This window comes from Nocardia sp. NPDC050712, assembly GCF_040654295.1.
Classification (GTDB): domain Bacteria; phylum Actinomycetota; class Actinomycetes; order Mycobacteriales; family Mycobacteriaceae; genus Nocardia.
Window position 1 is genome coordinate 2,068,050 of record NZ_JBFAHT010000001.1, and the last position, 13,347, is coordinate 2,081,396.

Genomic DNA, 13,347 nt, shown 5'->3' on the forward strand with positions numbered 1-13,347 from the left:
GCAGGGGCGCCCGGCGGACTGTCTAGGCGGTCCGCGCGCCCAGGGCCGTGATCAGCCGGTTGATCGGGCTTTCGGCGTTGTAGGCGGCGGCGAGCTCACGGAGCCGGTCCGGGTCGGCCGGGGTGGTGGGGAGTAGATCGGGGCGGGACAGCTCGACCTCGGCGTCGCAGACCACGCGGACGACCGGGGCGGCGGCCTTCAGGTACTCGTCGGCGGCACGGAGTTTGGCGCGGATGCCCGCGGCCAGCTCGGCGTCGGGATCCTCGACGGCGGCGACCAGGGCCTCCAGGGAGCCGAAGCGGCTGATCAGGGTGGCGGCCGACTTGTCGCCGATGCCGGCGACGCCCGGCAGACCATCGGAGGCGTCGCCGCGCAGGGTGGCCATATCGGCGTAGGCGCGGCCCGCGTTCGCCAGCGGCACACCGTATTTCGCGGAAACCTCGGCGGGACCGAACAGCTCGGCCTTGGCCAGCCCGCGGCCCGCGTAGAGCACGCGCACGGGCGGGGCCGGGGTGTCGCGGACCAGTTGCAGTAGATCGCGATCGCCGCTGACGACGACCACCTCGTCGGTGCCCTCCCGCGTGGCCAGGGTGCCCAGCACGTCGTCGGCCTCCAGGCCCGCCGCGCCGCCGGTGGCGATGCCCGCCGCGGCGAGTACCTCGAGAATCATCTCGACCTGCGGTGTGAGCAGATCCGGCACCTCCTCGGCGCCGTCGGCGGCCGCGGTGGAGGTATCCAGGCGGTGCGCCTTGTAGGACGGCACCAGATCGACGCGGAACTTCGGGCGCCAATCCAGATCCAGGCAGACCACCAGCCGGGCGGCCGAGTGCTTGGTGATCAGCGAGGCGACCATGTCGGTGAAACCGCGCAAGGCGTTCACCGAGCGCCCGTCCGGGGCGGTGATCTTGTCCGGGATTCCGTAGAAGGCACGGAACCACAGACTGGCGCCATCGAGCAGCAACAGAGGCCCACCGGTAGAAGTCACGGCGCTGAGGCTACTCGCCCGCCCCGACAACCTCAGCTCCAGAGATCCCGCAATTCCTTGCGCAGGATGTCGACCTGGACGGTCAGCGCGCCCAGCAGCTCCTCCCGGTTCAACCGGTTGGTCGTGCGGAACGCCCAGCTGGCGTTGCCCTGCGCGTCGATGAGTTTGACCAGGACGAACGCCTCGATGGCGGTGTCGCCCGGTTCCAGCGGGTGGATCTCCAGACCTCGCAGCACGTCGTGGATCGGAACCCGCGGCCCGCGCGCCCCAGAGTGTCTTTCCATCCACCCATGGAAACATCCCCGGCGCGCCGGGAGGTAGCGACTGTGCCTCGGTGCTGTGAAGGTTTGCGCTGTGGTGGCCGCTTCCGGCGACGGGTAACGTCGAAGGCTATGAGTTCGCAGACGAAGTCCAGGTTCGCGGCGGATGTATACCGGGACCGGTTGGAACGGGCAGTGGATTTGATGCGGGCGGCGTCGCTGGACGCCCTGCTCATCACCCCGGGGCCGGATCTCCAGTATCTGATCGGGTCCGACGCCGAATCGTTCGAGCGGTTGACCTGCCTGATCATCACCTCCGACAAGGCGACGCCCGCGGTGGTGATCCCGAAGCTCGAGCTGGCCTCGCTGTCCGGTTCAGCCGCAGGCGAACTCGGGCTGCGGGTGCTGGACTGGGTGGACGGCGTCGACCCGTACGAGCTGGTGCGCTCCACCTTGCACGCCGGGTCCCGGATCGCCGTCGCCGACGCGATGCCCGCGCTGCACCTGATCCCGCTCGCGCGCTCCACCAGCGGCATGCCGGTCTCGGCCACCCCGGTGCTGCGCGAACTGCGAATGACCAAGGGCGAGGCCGAGATCGACGCGCTGCGCCGGGCCGGCGCCGCCATCGACCGGGTGCACGCCCGGATGGGCGAGTTCCTGCGCGCCGGGCGCACCGAGGCCGAGGTGGGCGCGGACATCACGGCCGCCATCGTGCAGGAGGGGCACACCGAGGCGGCGTTCGTCATCGTCGGCAGCGGCCCGCACGGCGCCGATCCGCACCATCACGTCTCCGAGCGTCGCATCGAACCCGGCGATGTCGTGGTCATCGACATCGGCGGCCCGGTTGATCCGGGCTACTACTCCGACTCCACCCGCACCTACAGCCTGGGCGAGCCGGACGCCGACGTCGCCGCGCAGTTCGCCGTCCTGGAGCGGGCCCAGGCCGCCGCGGTGGCCGCGGTCCGGCCCGGCGTGAGCGCCGAGTCGGTGGACGCCGCCGCGCGAGATGTGCTGGTGGAGGCCGGTTTAGGCGAGGCGTTCGTGCATCGCACGGGCCACGGCATCGGCCTGTCGGTGCACGAGGACCCCTATATCGTCGCGGGCAACGACCTGATCCTGGGGGAGGGGATGGCCTTCAGCATCGAGCCCGGCATCTACTTCCGCGGCGTCTGGGGCGCGCGCATCGAGGACATCGTGGTGGTGACCGCGGACGGCTGCGAGTCGATGAACAACCGCCCGCACGGCCTCACCGTTCTCTAACCCAGCGAGTCGAGGAAGCCGAGCGCCAGCTGCCAGGTGCGCTCGGCCGCCTCGGCGTCCCAATCCGGCAGCTCGGGATCGGTGTAGAGGTGCCCGGCACCGCGATACCGGTACACCTCTACATCCGCGCCCGCCCGCTGCATGTCCAGATACCAGCTGTTGAGCCAGTCGTCGGGCTCGTACATGTCCGGGTCGGCCACATGCAGCTGGGTCGGCAACCCGTCGACCGAGACGTCCTCGGGCACATCGGAAGTGCCGTGCACCAGCAGCAGCCCCCGGGCCTTCACATCGGCCAGCGCGAGACTGCCCGCGAAGAACGCCCCCAGCGAGAACCCCGCGTACACCAGCCCGGTCTCGGAGTGCGGGGCCGCCGCGACCACCGCCCGCCGCAGCAGCTCGTCCAGCCCGATCTCGTCCCGGATCGCCATGCCCCCGTCCACGGTGTCGGCGGTCCGCCCGTCGTACAGATCCGGCACATGGACTTCATGACCCGCGGCCCGCATCCGTTCCGCGGCCGCCCGCACCGCGGGCCGCAGCCCGCACGCCGAGTGGAAAAGCATGATGTTCATGGTGGTCCATCGTGCCAGCGGGCGGTGCGGGCGCTTGCCGCGAGGTGGCCTCAGTCGACGGCGGTGCCCTCGAGCTCGATCAGCTGGCCGGGGACGGCCAGCCGGGTGACCCCGAGCATGGTGGTGGCCGGTGCCACCCCGGCCGCGCCCAGTCGCCCGGCCAGCACGCCGTAGTGCTGGAAGAGCAGGTCGACGTCGGTGGTGTACACATTGAGCCGCACCAGGTTCGACAGCGACATCCCGGCCTCTTTGAGGACCGCCTCGAGGTTGTCCAGGCTCAGCGCGACCTGCGCGGCCATGTCACCGTCGTGCTGCGGCTGGCCGTCCGCGCTCATCGCGGTCTGCCCGGAGCAGTACAGCGTCCGGGTCTGCCCCGTGACGACCTCACCCTGGTTGAATCCCATCGCCAACGACCAGGTCACCGGGTTGACAGCCGTACGTTCCGCTACCACATCAAACTCCATTCGATTCGCTGCACTGCGAACGTCCATCGACTGAACGTTCGCTGCTAAGCCTGCCAGCGAATCACGACACCCTGTGTCATGTATTTTCGCCGATCTCGAGGAGTTTTTCCTCCCGCGCTATCGCACCTTCACGCAGTAGTCCTGCCGGCCCCAAATGCTGCTGCAGCGTTTGGTTTTCGTGCCGATCCAGCCCCGCGGGCACCAGTCGGCGGGGGTGGCGGGCAGGCAGTGGGTCCAGTAGCCGTCGGGGTCGGCGGATTGGATCGGTGCGGGTTCGGGGGGAGTGGCGAGTGCTTGCGGGGTGCTGAGCAGAGCCGCGGCGATGCCGGCGATCATCGCCAGGCACAGGCGCTGGGAATCCATTTGTCCTCCTGCTGCTTTGCGAGCTCCGAACAAATGGTGCGGACTGTAACAAGGGTGCGGGCGGGTGACCGGCCAACACACCGAGCGCCCGGCGCCGGCGGCGTGACGACTGCCGCCGGTGCCGGGCGAGGCGCTGGTGACGCGCGCTCAGTACTTGTTGCAGCTGTCGACGACCTGGCTCATCTTGGGGGCGAAGTCCGCGTTGGCGTTCGCGCTGATGCCCATCTTCTGCTGCTGCTCGATCAGGGTCTGGAACGCGGCGCGGCGCTGCTCGACCGGCTGGTCGTAGGCGGTCTTGAGGGCGTCCTTCTGGGCCGGCGCGGCGTCGAGCTGGGCCGCGGTCTCCGGCGACACCTCGTGCAGGGCGGCGTCGATCTGGGTGAAGCTGCAATTCGAGCTCAGCAGCGGCTCGAGGTCGCTCATCGGATCGGCGTTCGCGGCGCCGATGCCGAAGGTCGAGGCCGCGGCACAGAGGCCGGTGATCATCGCGGTGGCTGCCAGGGACTTCCGGATGCTGATCGCCTTCATAGGGAACCGCCTTCGTGATAGCTGGATGAATAGCTGACAGAAGGGGTATCGGAGCCGAGGCGGCATCGGCTTGGTGGATCCGCGAAATTCGACGGCGCGGCGACCGGCGGGGGCCCGGCCGGTCCGGCAGGATCCCCGGGAATGAGCAGCCTGTACCAGCACATTCCGCATCCACGCATCCTGAATCGGCTGCGGGAGGGCCCGGTCCGGGTCAAGGATCAGCTCCGCCGGGACAACGCCGTCAATCGCTTCAATACCAAAATGGCGCTGCTCATTACGCGTGCCGTCGGCAGCATGTGGTGCGCCTACGCCTTCGCCGCGTTCGACTGCATCAGCCTGCCCGCAGCGATCCGCGGCGGCACCGCGACCTTCGTGGCCTGGGTGGCCCAGACCTTCCTGCAACTCGTGCTGCTCTCGATCATCATGGTTGGCCAGAACGTGCAGGCCGCCGCCGCCGACAAGCGCTCCGAGGCCACCTTCGAGGACGCCGGCGCGACGTTGCACGAGACCGCGCAGATCCAGGCGCACCTCGCGGCCCAGGATGTGCTGCTCACGCGGATCGCGGCGAAGATCGGGCTGGATCCGGCACCGGATACGCCGTAGACACCACTCTGTAGTCATTGTCACACTGCCCGACTTGCGCCGGGTATGCCGTTTCTGCTTCGCGATTGTGGGTAGCCAGCAGTTATCTCGGCATGCGGTGAAGGAGGTAAGACCGATGACAATGCCCGCGTGGCCGGTATCCGGCGGCAACGAGCAGGTCCTGGAGTTCGATCTCGACACCACATCCGATCGGTGGATTCGAGATACGGTTCGCGACCTGCTGGCTCCCGATACCGACGTGGTTGTGGTCGATGACGCGGTTCTGAGCGTCGACGAGATGGTCGTCAATGCCCGCGAGCACGGACGCTCGCCGTGGCGCTGCCGGCTTCGATTATTGGCGGATCCGGCGCGGTTGCGGGTGGAGGTCGACGACAGCAGCACCGAAGACCCCTTCGTGCGGGTCCCGGACGCGGCGGGCGGGCGGGGCATGCTCCTGCTCGAACGGATCGCCATCGAATGGGGCGTGATCCACTACGCCCGCTTCAAGACGGTGTGGGCCGAGGTACCCCTCGACCGCCCGCGTTTCCCCACCGCGGACTAGCCCGCGACCGGCCGGTCGAGCCGATAGACGTAGTGCGCCCGGTCGTCGGCCGGGTTGTCGGGCGCCATCTCGGCCTCGGCGACGCGGTGCATCCCGGCCTTCTCCAAGGCCCGCCAGGAGGCCCGGTTGGCGGCCGACACGGGGATCAGGATCGCCGGGGCGTGCGGATAGTCGGTCCAGGTGGCCGCGAGCATCCGCTGGATCATGCGCGGACCCAGCCCGACACCTATGTCGCCGGGATCGCCGATCAGATAGTCGACGGTGACGGCCTCCGCGGGCACGGCGGTGCAGGCGGCGAGTTCGGCGAAGTCCTCGGCGTAGTCGTCGAGGCGGGCCCGCTGGATCAGTCCCACCGGGCGGCCGTCGAGAAACATCAGCAGGTCCTCCGCGGGTTCCTCGCCCCGCGCGGTCGGGCCGAAATCGCGGGCCACGCCCGCCGGGGAACTGTCGTGGTGCCACCACCGGGCCACGTGCGGCTCGGCCAGCCACTGTCCCAGCAGCGGAAAATCCGATTCCATTACCGGCCGCCAGGTGATCATGAGTGCGCCTCCGGGGTGCGTCGTCGGCGGTAGTACCGGGCCTGCCGGTCGCGATGACCGCAGGAGGAGTGGCACCACCGGCGCCGGGAATGGTTCTTGAGGAAGAACAGCGTGCAGTCCGGTGCGGGACAACCGCGCACCGTGACGCCGCGCGGGCCGGTGACCAACTCGACGCACTCCGCGGCGATGCGGCCCAGCACCGCGGGCGGTCCGTCGACCGTGTACTGCCACCGGCTGTGCGCTGTCTCGTTTTCGGGCCAGTCCAGAACGGGGAAACTCGGTGCGGCGGCGGCGAATTCGTTGACCGTGTGCACGGCGGCCGGCTCCGGGGACCGGTTCTGCGCGACGGCGGACAACACCTCGCGGACGGCGTCACGCAGCGCGCGAGCCCGAGCGGCGTCCGGTTCGGACGCGATGCCCATGGCGGCGAACCATTGCGCGACCAACCGCGGCGTCTCCAGATAGTCGGTGCGCGCCGCGTCGAGTCCGTACCGGGTGTTCGCGAACTCGACCACGAGCGGTTCCGTCCCCAGGATCGGGAAATCCGGTTCTTCCACGATGCTGACGTTAGCATCGATTTCCAAACGTCAGCATTGCTTCGCGCCGGAGCCGACATCGCGGCGGTTAGCTGCGCAGAAGCCAGGAATCGCCCCGGCTTACTGCCAGGATGGTCCGGTGGCCGAACTGCTCGTGGTGATCGTGAGTGCGCTGGTGGTGATTGCCGTGTCGGCGATCGCCGGTCCGCGACTGGGGATCGCGGCGCCGTTGCTGCTGGTGTCGATCGGCGTCGCGGCGAGTTTCCTGCCGGTGTTCGACGCGACCCACATCGAGCCGGAATGGATTCTCGAGGGCGTGCTGCCGCCGCTGCTGTACTCCTCGGCGGTGTCGATGCCCGCGATGAACTTCCGCCGCGAGTTCGGGGCGATCGGCGGGCTGTCCGTGCTGCTGGTGGTGGGCACCGCGCTCGTGCTCGGGGTGTTCTTCATGCTCATCGTTCCCGACCTCGGGTTCGCCTGGGGTGTGGCGCTGGGCGCGATCGTCAGTCCGACCGATGCCGTGGCGACCTCGATCATCAAGAAGACACCGGTGTCGAAACGGGTGGTGGCGATCCTGGACGGGGAGAGCCTGCTCAACGACGCGACCGCGCTGGTGCTGCTGCGCACGGCCATCGTCGCGACGGCCGCGGCGTTCTCGTTCTGGGGCGCGGTCGGCACGTTCGTCTACTCGGTCGTGGTCGCGCTGGTGGTCGGCTGGGCGGTCGGGCGGCTGAACCTCATGGTCCGCAAGCGCATCACCGATCCGGCCGTCAATACCGTCCTCTCTTTCACGGTGCCGTTCCTGGCCTCGATTCCCGCCGAACTGCTGGGCGCGTCGGGCCTGGTCGCCGCGGTGGTGGCGGGCCTGGTCACCGGAGTCGGTGCGCCGCGGGTCCTTTCGCCGCAGAACCGGCTCTCGGATTCGCAGAACTGGCGCACCGTCGAGCTCGTGCTCGAGGGCGCGGTGTTCCTGACGATGGGGTTGCAGATCCACTCGATCATCGTCGACAGCGAGAACGACCACGCCGGGGTGGGTGTCGCGGTGCTGGTCGCGGCGGGCGCGCTGGCCTTGACGCTGCTCGTGCGCGCCGCCTACGTCGCGCCGCTGCTCGGTGTGCTCGCGCACCGCGCCCGGCGGGGCGAGAAGATGCAGGCCCATGTGCAGGACATGCAGGATCGTATGAACACGCCGGAAGGCAAGCAGGCGACCCTCGAACGGTTGCAGACCCGCAATCGGCGGGCCTCCGATCGCGATCTCGACCGGTTCTCACGCCGGCTCACCCAGGGCCTGGCCAATATCGAGTACTTCCTGCGCGAGCCGCTCGGATGGCGGGAAGGCACCGCCGTCGTGTGGGCGGGTATGCGTGGCGCGGTGACGGTGGCCGCGGCGCAGACCCTGCCCGAGGACACCCCGCAGCGGCCGCTGCTCGTGCTCATCGCGTTCACGGTCGCGCTGATGTCGCTGCTGGTGCAGGGCGGCACCATCGGCCCGGTGCTGCGGCTCATCACGCCCGAGTCCGGCGCCGAGACCGATCCCGAGGATCAAACCGTCACCGAGCAAGCCAGGATCTTCGATCTGTTCCGGACGACCGCGCAGGAAGTCGGCGAGCGGCCGGAACCCGAAGCCACCCAGGCCGGCTTCGACGCGATGAAGCGTCATCAGCTGGCGGTCATCGAGGCGCAGCGCGCGGCCCTGCTCGATGCCCGCGACAACGGCACCTTCGACGCCGACGTGCTGGCCGAGGCGCTGGAGAACCTGGACGCCTCGCAGATCGCCATCGAGATGCGCGCCACGCTCGTCGGCTGAGCCGGCTCAGTCCAGCAGCCGCCACAGGCCGATCAAGCCCAGCACCACGATCGCGGCACGCAACGCCCGGGGCGAGAGCCGACGACCGTAGCGCGCGCCGACCGCACCGCCGGCCAGTGATCCGACCGCGATCAAGCCCGCGGCGCCCCAGCTGATCCGGTCGAACGCGACGATCGTGTAGGTCAGGGCCGCAACGACATTGACGATCAGCGTCAGCAGATTCTTGACCGCGTTCATGCGCTGGAGCGGCTCGGAGACCAGCACACCCATGATGCCGATCAGCAGAACGCCCTGTGCGGCAGTGAAATAGCCGCCGTAGACGCCGACGGCGAAGGTGCCGACGGTCAGCCAGATCAGCTTCGTCCGGCCGAGCTGGTCGGCGGCGCGACCCGCCGCTTCGGAACGCCGCCGGGCCCAGGCCTGGATGCGGGGCTGGAAGACGACGAGGACCAGGGCGAGCACCATCAGGACCGGCACGACCGCGGCGAACACCGACGGCGGCAGGTGCAGCAGCAGCCACGCGCCGAGCAGCGCACCGGCCAGCGAGGCCGGGATCTGCCACTTCAACCTCGGCCACTGCCCGCGCAGTTCGCGCCGATATCCCCACGTCCCCGAGACGCTCCCGGCCACCAGCCCGACCGCGTTCGACATCGTCGCGATCTGCGGGGGATAACCGAACGCGACCAGGGTCGGAAAGGTGATGAGCGTTCCCGTTCCGACTACCGCGTTGATGGCCCCCGCACCGAATCCGGCGAGCAGGATGACGAGGATTTCGGTGAGCGGCACCGGTCCGACGGTACGGACCCGTCGGAATCGTTCGTCCGGCTACCCGACGGCGGCCAGGTACTCACCGTAGAAGAGCATCAGGCCGACCGCCGCGGAGATACCGGCCAGCAGCCAGAATCGGATGATCACCGTGGTTTCGGCCCAGTTGCTCAGCTCGAAATGGTGGTGGAAGGGCGCCATCTTGAACAGGCGGTTGCCGGTGGTGCGGAAAACGACGATCTGCAGGAGCACCGAGAGGATCTCGGCGAAGAACAGCGCGCCCACGACCGCCATCAGGAGTTCGGTGCGGGTGGTGATCGACAGGCCGGCCAGCAGGCCGCCCAGGGCCAGGGAACCGGTGTCGCCCATGAAGATCTTGGCGGGTGCGGCGTTCCACCAGAGGAATCCGGTGCAGGCGCCGACGCCGGCGGCGCAGACCACCGCCAGATCCAGCGGGTCGCGGACGTTGTAGCAGCCGATCTCCGGGGTGGTCGCGCAGGCGTTGGTGTACTGCCAGAACGTGATGATGATGTACGCGCCCAGGGCGAAGGCCATGGATCCGGCGGCCAGGCCGTCCAGGCCGTCGGTGATGTTGACCGCGTTGGACCAGGCGACCACGAGGAAGCAGACCAGCAGCAGGAAGACCACGATCCCGAAGGTCACCACGGTGTAGTCGCGCACGTAGGACAGGTAGCGCCCGCCCGGGGTGAGCCCGGTGCTGCTCGGGAACCGCAGCGCCAGGATGCCGAAGAGCACGGCGGCGCCGAACTGGCCGATGTATTTGCCGGTCGCGGACAAGCCGAGATTGCGCCGGTTGCGCAGCTTGATGGAGTCGTCCAGAAAACCGACGATGCCGAGCGCGGTGGCCAGCCCGAGCACCAGCAGACCCGAGGCGGACGGACCCTCGACGTCATAGCGCAGCCCCAGCAGATGCGAGCCGAGATACCCGGCCCAGATCCCCACCAGGATCGCGATCCCGCCCATGGTCGGCGTCCCGCGCTTGGCCTGATGGCTCTGGGGCCCGTCGACCCGGATCTCCTGCCCGATCCGTTTCGCGGCGAAGACCTTGATCAGCAAGGGCGTCAGCGTGATCGACACCCCCAGCGCGATCAACGCCGAAAACAAGATCTGCCTCATCTGCCACCCAACCCGCCGAACTCGCCGGCTACCACCGTCAACGTCGACGCGAGAACGCGCCCTGGACGATGCTATCTACCCGCGGGCCGCGCGGCAGAAGCGCCATGCGGCGCCGAGGACATGCGCTGGCTCGAATGTCCCGAAGCCGCCCGCCGAAACTCGGGGCACGTTCGTCGTCGGTCTGGACGGTGAACCGCTCGCCTACGCCGGCGCGCACGGTCAATCGCTGGACTGGTTCGGCAGCGCCTAGAGAATTCCGAAGGCCTGGCCGACCAGCTTCCAGACCGCGAGTGAACCGAAGGTCAGGAGATATTCGAGGCCGTAGAGGATTGCCATGTGGGGGAGGTCCTTTCGGGGGTCAGGTGAAGTGGCTGTCGATCTGGTCGATGGTCTGCATGCCGAAAAGGTCGGTGCCCCAGCCGTACAGGTCGGTGACGAAGCGCTGCATGCCGCAGTCGGTGGGCTGGTAGGACACGTCCGCGCCCTGGGCGCGGTAGGTGTCGGCGAGCTCACGGGCGTCGCGGGCGGGGACCAGCGACATGGGGGAGTCGTCCTTGGCGCAGGAGGCGATGATGACCTTGCCGCGCGGAGTGCCCGAGTGGCCCAGGACGTTGTCGTCGAAGGCGCGCTGGAAGGCGGGCTCCTCGGCGGGGCTCAGCCCCGAGGTGAACAGCGAGCGCAACGGCAGGTAGGGCGTGCCGAAGTAAGCCGGCACCTGGCATTGGGTGCGGAAGACGTCGGCGAGTTTGCGGCCCTCGGGCGTGAGCTTGGCGTTCACGTCCATCTCGGGATACCAGGGTTCCAGGCCGAGCAGGGTCGCCAGCGCGAACCCGGAACCGATCGAACCGTCGGCCACGCGCATGAATTCGCGCGGCTTGACCACCATGCCTTCCAGCACAGTCGATTTGATGTCCAGCTCGGGAGCGTATTCGGCGGCCATCTCGGTCGCGAACCCGGAACCCACACCGCCACCGGCGATTCCGAACAGCGCCACCTGCGCCTCGGGGTTCAGCCCGGCCTCGCGCAGGCCGAGCGCCGCACGCACACCGTCGAGCTGGGCGTGCGCGCCGAACTTGCCGGCGAACACACCGTGCGGCTTCTTGTCCGCGTCGTTGCCGACATCGGAGATCATGACCGCGTAACCCTTGTCGAACATCATCGCCAGCGGCCCCAGCGCCGACCAGGACGCACCGTCCAGCGGCGCGCCGCCGGTCCACTGGGTGCTCGGATGACAGTTCCAGCCGACGCTGTCGTTGGCTTCCTGATAGCCGATCACGTGGCGCTCGGAGTTCGGCTTCCCGTCGACCGGCATCAGCATGACGCCGGTGCTGATGAAGGGCTTGCCGTCGTTGCCGGTGGTCACGTACATGAGCTTGTAGCCCTCGACATTGCCGGGACTGACACCGCTGAAGATCACCTTGACCTTCTTGGATTTCAGGATGTCGCCGGGCTTTTCGGCGCCGGTCAGCGCCGGTTCGTCGTAGAACGGATCGTCGGCCAGCAGCGCCTCGAACGCTTCCTGCGCGGACGGCTGGGTGGCGCTGTTCATGGCGGCGAGGGCGAAGCCGTTGAAAATGCGTTCCGGGCCCGGGGTGGCGGGCCCGACCTCGTCGGCGGTGGCGACGCTCGCGGTGGCCGCGGTCAGCGCCAGTGCGCCGGCGATCAGCAAGAGTCGCTGGGCAATTCGTCTCATCTCAGCTCTCCTGGTCGATCGGTGTCACGCTGAGCTGTCGCGCGGCGGCGAGCAGCAGTTGCGGAATGTTGAGCAGCGGCCGCTTGGACTCCAGCTGCACCGGGTACGGCACACGCATGGCGGCTTCGAGTGCGGGCCAATTGGTTTCGACCTGGGTCTGGTATTTCGGCAGCAGTTCGGTGGTGATGTAGTCCCAGCGCGCGTCCAGCACCGACCAGTTCCAGTCCGGCAGCGGCAGGGTCAGCTGCCCGGGGCGGCCGTCGGCCAGGGTGACCGGCATGCGGATCGGATGGAATTCGCGCGGCGGCACGACACCGGCCACCGACGGCGATCCGGCGGCGCCGCTGAGGTAGGTGATGGCCTCGCCGACGCTGCCCTTGTAGCCGCGCACCTGATCCCACTGCGCGCTCACGGCCCACTGCTGTTCGCGGCGCAGCAGCGCGCGATTGCCGGTGGTGATCCGGGCTTCGTCACCGGAGGCGACATCGCGCCAGGCGCCCATGATGTCCGAGCCGAACAGCCCGGCGGCCTGGAACTCCTCGAGCGCCGGAAGTCCTTCCGAGACATAGGCATCGTGCATCGGCATCAGATCCGAGAAGATGTTCTTCTGCATCACCAGGATCATCCCGTTGATGTAGCGGAGGTCTTCCGGGGTGATATCGGGTCCGGCCTCGGCCAGGGCTTCGAGACCGGGCGGCAGCATGGCCACCGCCTGCGGGCCGGCCGCGTTCTGCACGGCGCCCAGCACGGTGCGCGCGGCCTCGGAGATGCCCGGCAGGTCGTAGAGCGTGCCCAGCAATTCGAAATCGATCAGCCCGCCGCCGAAGTCGGCGCCGACCTGGCCGCCCATGCCGGCCCACCGCAATTCGCGGTGACCGAGCTGGAGGTTCTCGTAGTACTGATACGACTTGATCAGGTTGTCCCGATTGGCCGCGACGCCGGTGCGCGGATTCCAGGATTGCAGGTCGATTCCCGCCTTGGCGGTCGCGTCGACCAGCCAGTACTGGGCCAGCAGCGCGGCGTAGCGGGTGGGCGCCACGCCCTCGCTCCGGGCGCGCTCCAGCAACTCGCGCAGGCGCGCGGCGTCGTAGGGCAGTTCGGGGTGCACCCCGCCCGGGCCGTTCGCGGCGTCGCGGTTGACCAGCGGCAAATCCAGGTAGCGGTCGAGCTCGGTGCTCGCGCCCGCCGGCGCGGTCGCCACGAGTCCGAAGCCGATCGCGGCCGCCACGATCAGCGCCGCCGATCGCAATGATGGGCCGATTCGCATCTACTCCAGCCTTTCTCTCCGCATCGCCCG

16 protein-coding genes are annotated in these 13,347 nt (G+C 68.8%); 4 read left to right on the forward strand and 12 right to left on the reverse strand.

Annotation, left to right across the window (positions count from 1 at the left end):
• Positions 1-22: 22 nt before the first annotated feature.
• Positions 23-985: a 5'-3' exonuclease gene (locus tag AB0H76_RS09975; RefSeq protein ID WP_357320000.1), complete on the reverse strand. Its 963-nt coding sequence runs from the start codon at positions 983-985 to the stop codon at positions 23-25.
• A 32-nt stretch (positions 986-1,017) separates the two neighbouring features.
• Positions 1,018-1,269 (reverse strand): hypothetical protein, encoded by a 252-nt coding sequence (locus AB0H76_RS09980; protein WP_357320003.1) that lies wholly within the window; start codon positions 1,267-1,269, stop codon positions 1,018-1,020.
• Between the two features lie 108 nt (positions 1,270-1,377).
• On the opposite strand from AB0H76_RS09980, the gene AB0H76_RS09985 reads away from it, so the two are divergent.
• Positions 1,378-2,505 (forward strand): Xaa-Pro peptidase family protein, encoded by a 1,128-nt coding sequence (locus tag AB0H76_RS09985; RefSeq protein WP_357320005.1) that lies wholly within the window; start codon positions 1,378-1,380, stop codon positions 2,503-2,505.
• Here AB0H76_RS09985 and AB0H76_RS09990 read toward each other — a convergent pair.
• From AB0H76_RS09990 to AB0H76_RS10005, 4 genes are all read right to left on the reverse strand, one after another.
• Complete coding sequence (locus AB0H76_RS09990) at positions 2,502-3,074, reverse strand: dienelactone hydrolase family protein (protein WP_357320007.1); 573 nt, start codon at positions 3,072-3,074, stop codon at positions 2,502-2,504. The two genes, AB0H76_RS09985 and AB0H76_RS09990, sit on opposite strands and share 4 nt — an antisense overlap.
• Positions 3,075-3,124: 50 nt before the next feature.
• Positions 3,125-3,478 carry a RidA family protein gene (locus AB0H76_RS09995; RefSeq protein WP_357320564.1) on the reverse strand — a complete coding sequence of 118 codons (354 nt, stop codon included), beginning with the start codon at positions 3,476-3,478 and terminating at the stop codon, positions 3,125-3,127.
• A gap of 177 nt (positions 3,479-3,655) precedes the next feature.
• The gene (locus AB0H76_RS10000; RefSeq protein WP_357320010.1) at positions 3,656-3,901 is read right to left on the reverse strand and encodes a hypothetical protein; all 246 of its coding nucleotides are present in this window, start codon (positions 3,899-3,901) and stop codon (positions 3,656-3,658) included.
• Between the two features lie 147 nt (positions 3,902-4,048).
• Entirely contained in the window at positions 4,049-4,429 is a 381-nt protein-coding gene (locus tag AB0H76_RS10005) for a hemophore-related protein (RefSeq protein ID WP_357320013.1), read from the reverse strand.
• 141 nt (positions 4,430-4,570) lie between these two features.
• On the opposite strand from AB0H76_RS10005, the gene AB0H76_RS10010 reads away from it, so the two are divergent.
• Both AB0H76_RS10010 and AB0H76_RS10015 read left to right on the forward strand, forming a co-directional pair.
• Positions 4,571-5,032: a hypothetical protein gene (locus AB0H76_RS10010; RefSeq protein ID WP_357320016.1), complete on the forward strand. Its 462-nt coding sequence runs from the start codon at positions 4,571-4,573 to the stop codon at positions 5,030-5,032.
• Positions 5,033-5,147: 115 nt separating this feature from the next.
• On the forward strand, positions 5,148-5,573 hold the full coding sequence (locus AB0H76_RS10015) for an ATP-binding protein (RefSeq protein WP_357320018.1): 426 nt from the start codon (positions 5,148-5,150) through the stop codon (positions 5,571-5,573).
• Here AB0H76_RS10015 and AB0H76_RS10020 read toward each other — a convergent pair.
• Positions 5,570-6,112: a GNAT family N-acetyltransferase gene (locus AB0H76_RS10020; RefSeq protein ID WP_357320021.1), complete on the reverse strand. Its 543-nt coding sequence runs from the start codon at positions 6,110-6,112 to the stop codon at positions 5,570-5,572. The genes AB0H76_RS10015 and AB0H76_RS10020 overlap by 4 nt on opposite strands.
• Entirely contained in the window at positions 6,109-6,669 is a 561-nt protein-coding gene (locus tag AB0H76_RS10025; protein ID WP_357320023.1) for a CGNR zinc finger domain-containing protein, read from the reverse strand. The genes AB0H76_RS10020 and AB0H76_RS10025 overlap by 4 nt, the downstream gene beginning before the upstream one ends.
• 118 nt (positions 6,670-6,787) lie before the next feature.
• On the opposite strand from AB0H76_RS10025, the gene AB0H76_RS10030 reads away from it, so the two are divergent.
• Complete coding sequence (locus tag AB0H76_RS10030; protein ID WP_357320026.1) at positions 6,788-8,455, forward strand: cation:proton antiporter; 1,668 nt, start codon at positions 6,788-6,790, stop codon at positions 8,453-8,455.
• Between the two features lie 6 nt (positions 8,456-8,461).
• Here AB0H76_RS10030 and AB0H76_RS10035 read toward each other — a convergent pair whose 3' ends face one another.
• From AB0H76_RS10035 to AB0H76_RS10050, 4 genes are all read right to left on the reverse strand, one after another.
• Entirely contained in the window at positions 8,462-9,241 is a 780-nt protein-coding gene (locus AB0H76_RS10035) for a sulfite exporter TauE/SafE family protein (protein ID WP_357320029.1), read from the reverse strand.
• A 39-nt stretch (positions 9,242-9,280) separates the two neighbouring features.
• Positions 9,281-10,357, reverse strand: a complete 1,077-nt coding sequence (mraY, locus tag AB0H76_RS10040; RefSeq protein ID WP_357320032.1) for a phospho-N-acetylmuramoyl-pentapeptide-transferase — start codon at positions 10,355-10,357, stop codon at positions 9,281-9,283.
• Between the two features lie 358 nt (positions 10,358-10,715).
• On the reverse strand, positions 10,716-12,050 hold the full coding sequence (locus AB0H76_RS10045) for a lipase family protein (protein WP_357320035.1): 1,335 nt from the start codon (positions 12,048-12,050) through the stop codon (positions 10,716-10,718).
• A gap of 1 nt (position 12,051) precedes the next feature.
• Positions 12,052-13,317 carry a hypothetical protein gene (locus AB0H76_RS10050; protein WP_357320038.1) on the reverse strand — a complete coding sequence of 422 codons (1,266 nt, stop codon included), beginning with the start codon at positions 13,315-13,317 and terminating at the stop codon, positions 12,052-12,054.
• Between the last annotated feature and the right edge of the window lie 30 nt (positions 13,318-13,347).

Bases quoted from the DNA above. Each gene is read 5' to 3' on its own strand.
- AB0H76_RS10050 (WP_357320038.1), bottom strand. From the start codon at position 13,317: ATGCGAATCGGCCCATCATTGCGATCGGCGGCGCTGATCGTGGCGGCC.
- AB0H76_RS09990 (WP_357320007.1), bottom strand. From the start codon at position 3,074: ATGAACATCATGCTTTTCCACTCGGCGTGCGGGCTGCGGCCCGCGGTG.
- AB0H76_RS10005 (WP_357320013.1), bottom strand. From the start codon at position 4,429: ATGAAGGCGATCAGCATCCGGAAGTCCCTGGCAGCCACCGCGATGATC.
- AB0H76_RS09980 (WP_357320003.1), bottom strand. From the start codon at position 1,269: ATGGAAAGACACTCTGGGGCGCGCGGGCCGCGGGTTCCGATCCACGAC.
- AB0H76_RS10010 (WP_357320016.1), top strand. From the start codon at position 4,571: ATGAGCAGCCTGTACCAGCACATTCCGCATCCACGCATCCTGAATCGG.
- AB0H76_RS09995 (WP_357320564.1), bottom strand. From the start codon at position 3,478: ATGGGATTCAACCAGGGTGAGGTCGTCACGGGGCAGACCCGGACGCTG.
- AB0H76_RS10000 (WP_357320010.1), bottom strand. From the start codon at position 3,901: ATGGATTCCCAGCGCCTGTGCCTGGCGATGATCGCCGGCATCGCCGCG.
- AB0H76_RS09985 (WP_357320005.1), top strand. From the start codon at position 1,378: ATGAGTTCGCAGACGAAGTCCAGGTTCGCGGCGGATGTATACCGGGAC.
- AB0H76_RS10015 (WP_357320018.1), top strand. From the start codon at position 5,148: ATGACAATGCCCGCGTGGCCGGTATCCGGCGGCAACGAGCAGGTCCTG.
- AB0H76_RS10020 (WP_357320021.1), bottom strand. From the start codon at position 6,112: ATGATCACCTGGCGGCCGGTAATGGAATCGGATTTTCCGCTGCTGGGA.
- AB0H76_RS10045 (WP_357320035.1), bottom strand. From the start codon at position 12,050: ATGAGACGAATTGCCCAGCGACTCTTGCTGATCGCCGGCGCACTGGCG.
- mraY (WP_357320032.1), bottom strand. From the start codon at position 10,357: ATGAGGCAGATCTTGTTTTCGGCGTTGATCGCGCTGGGGGTGTCGATC.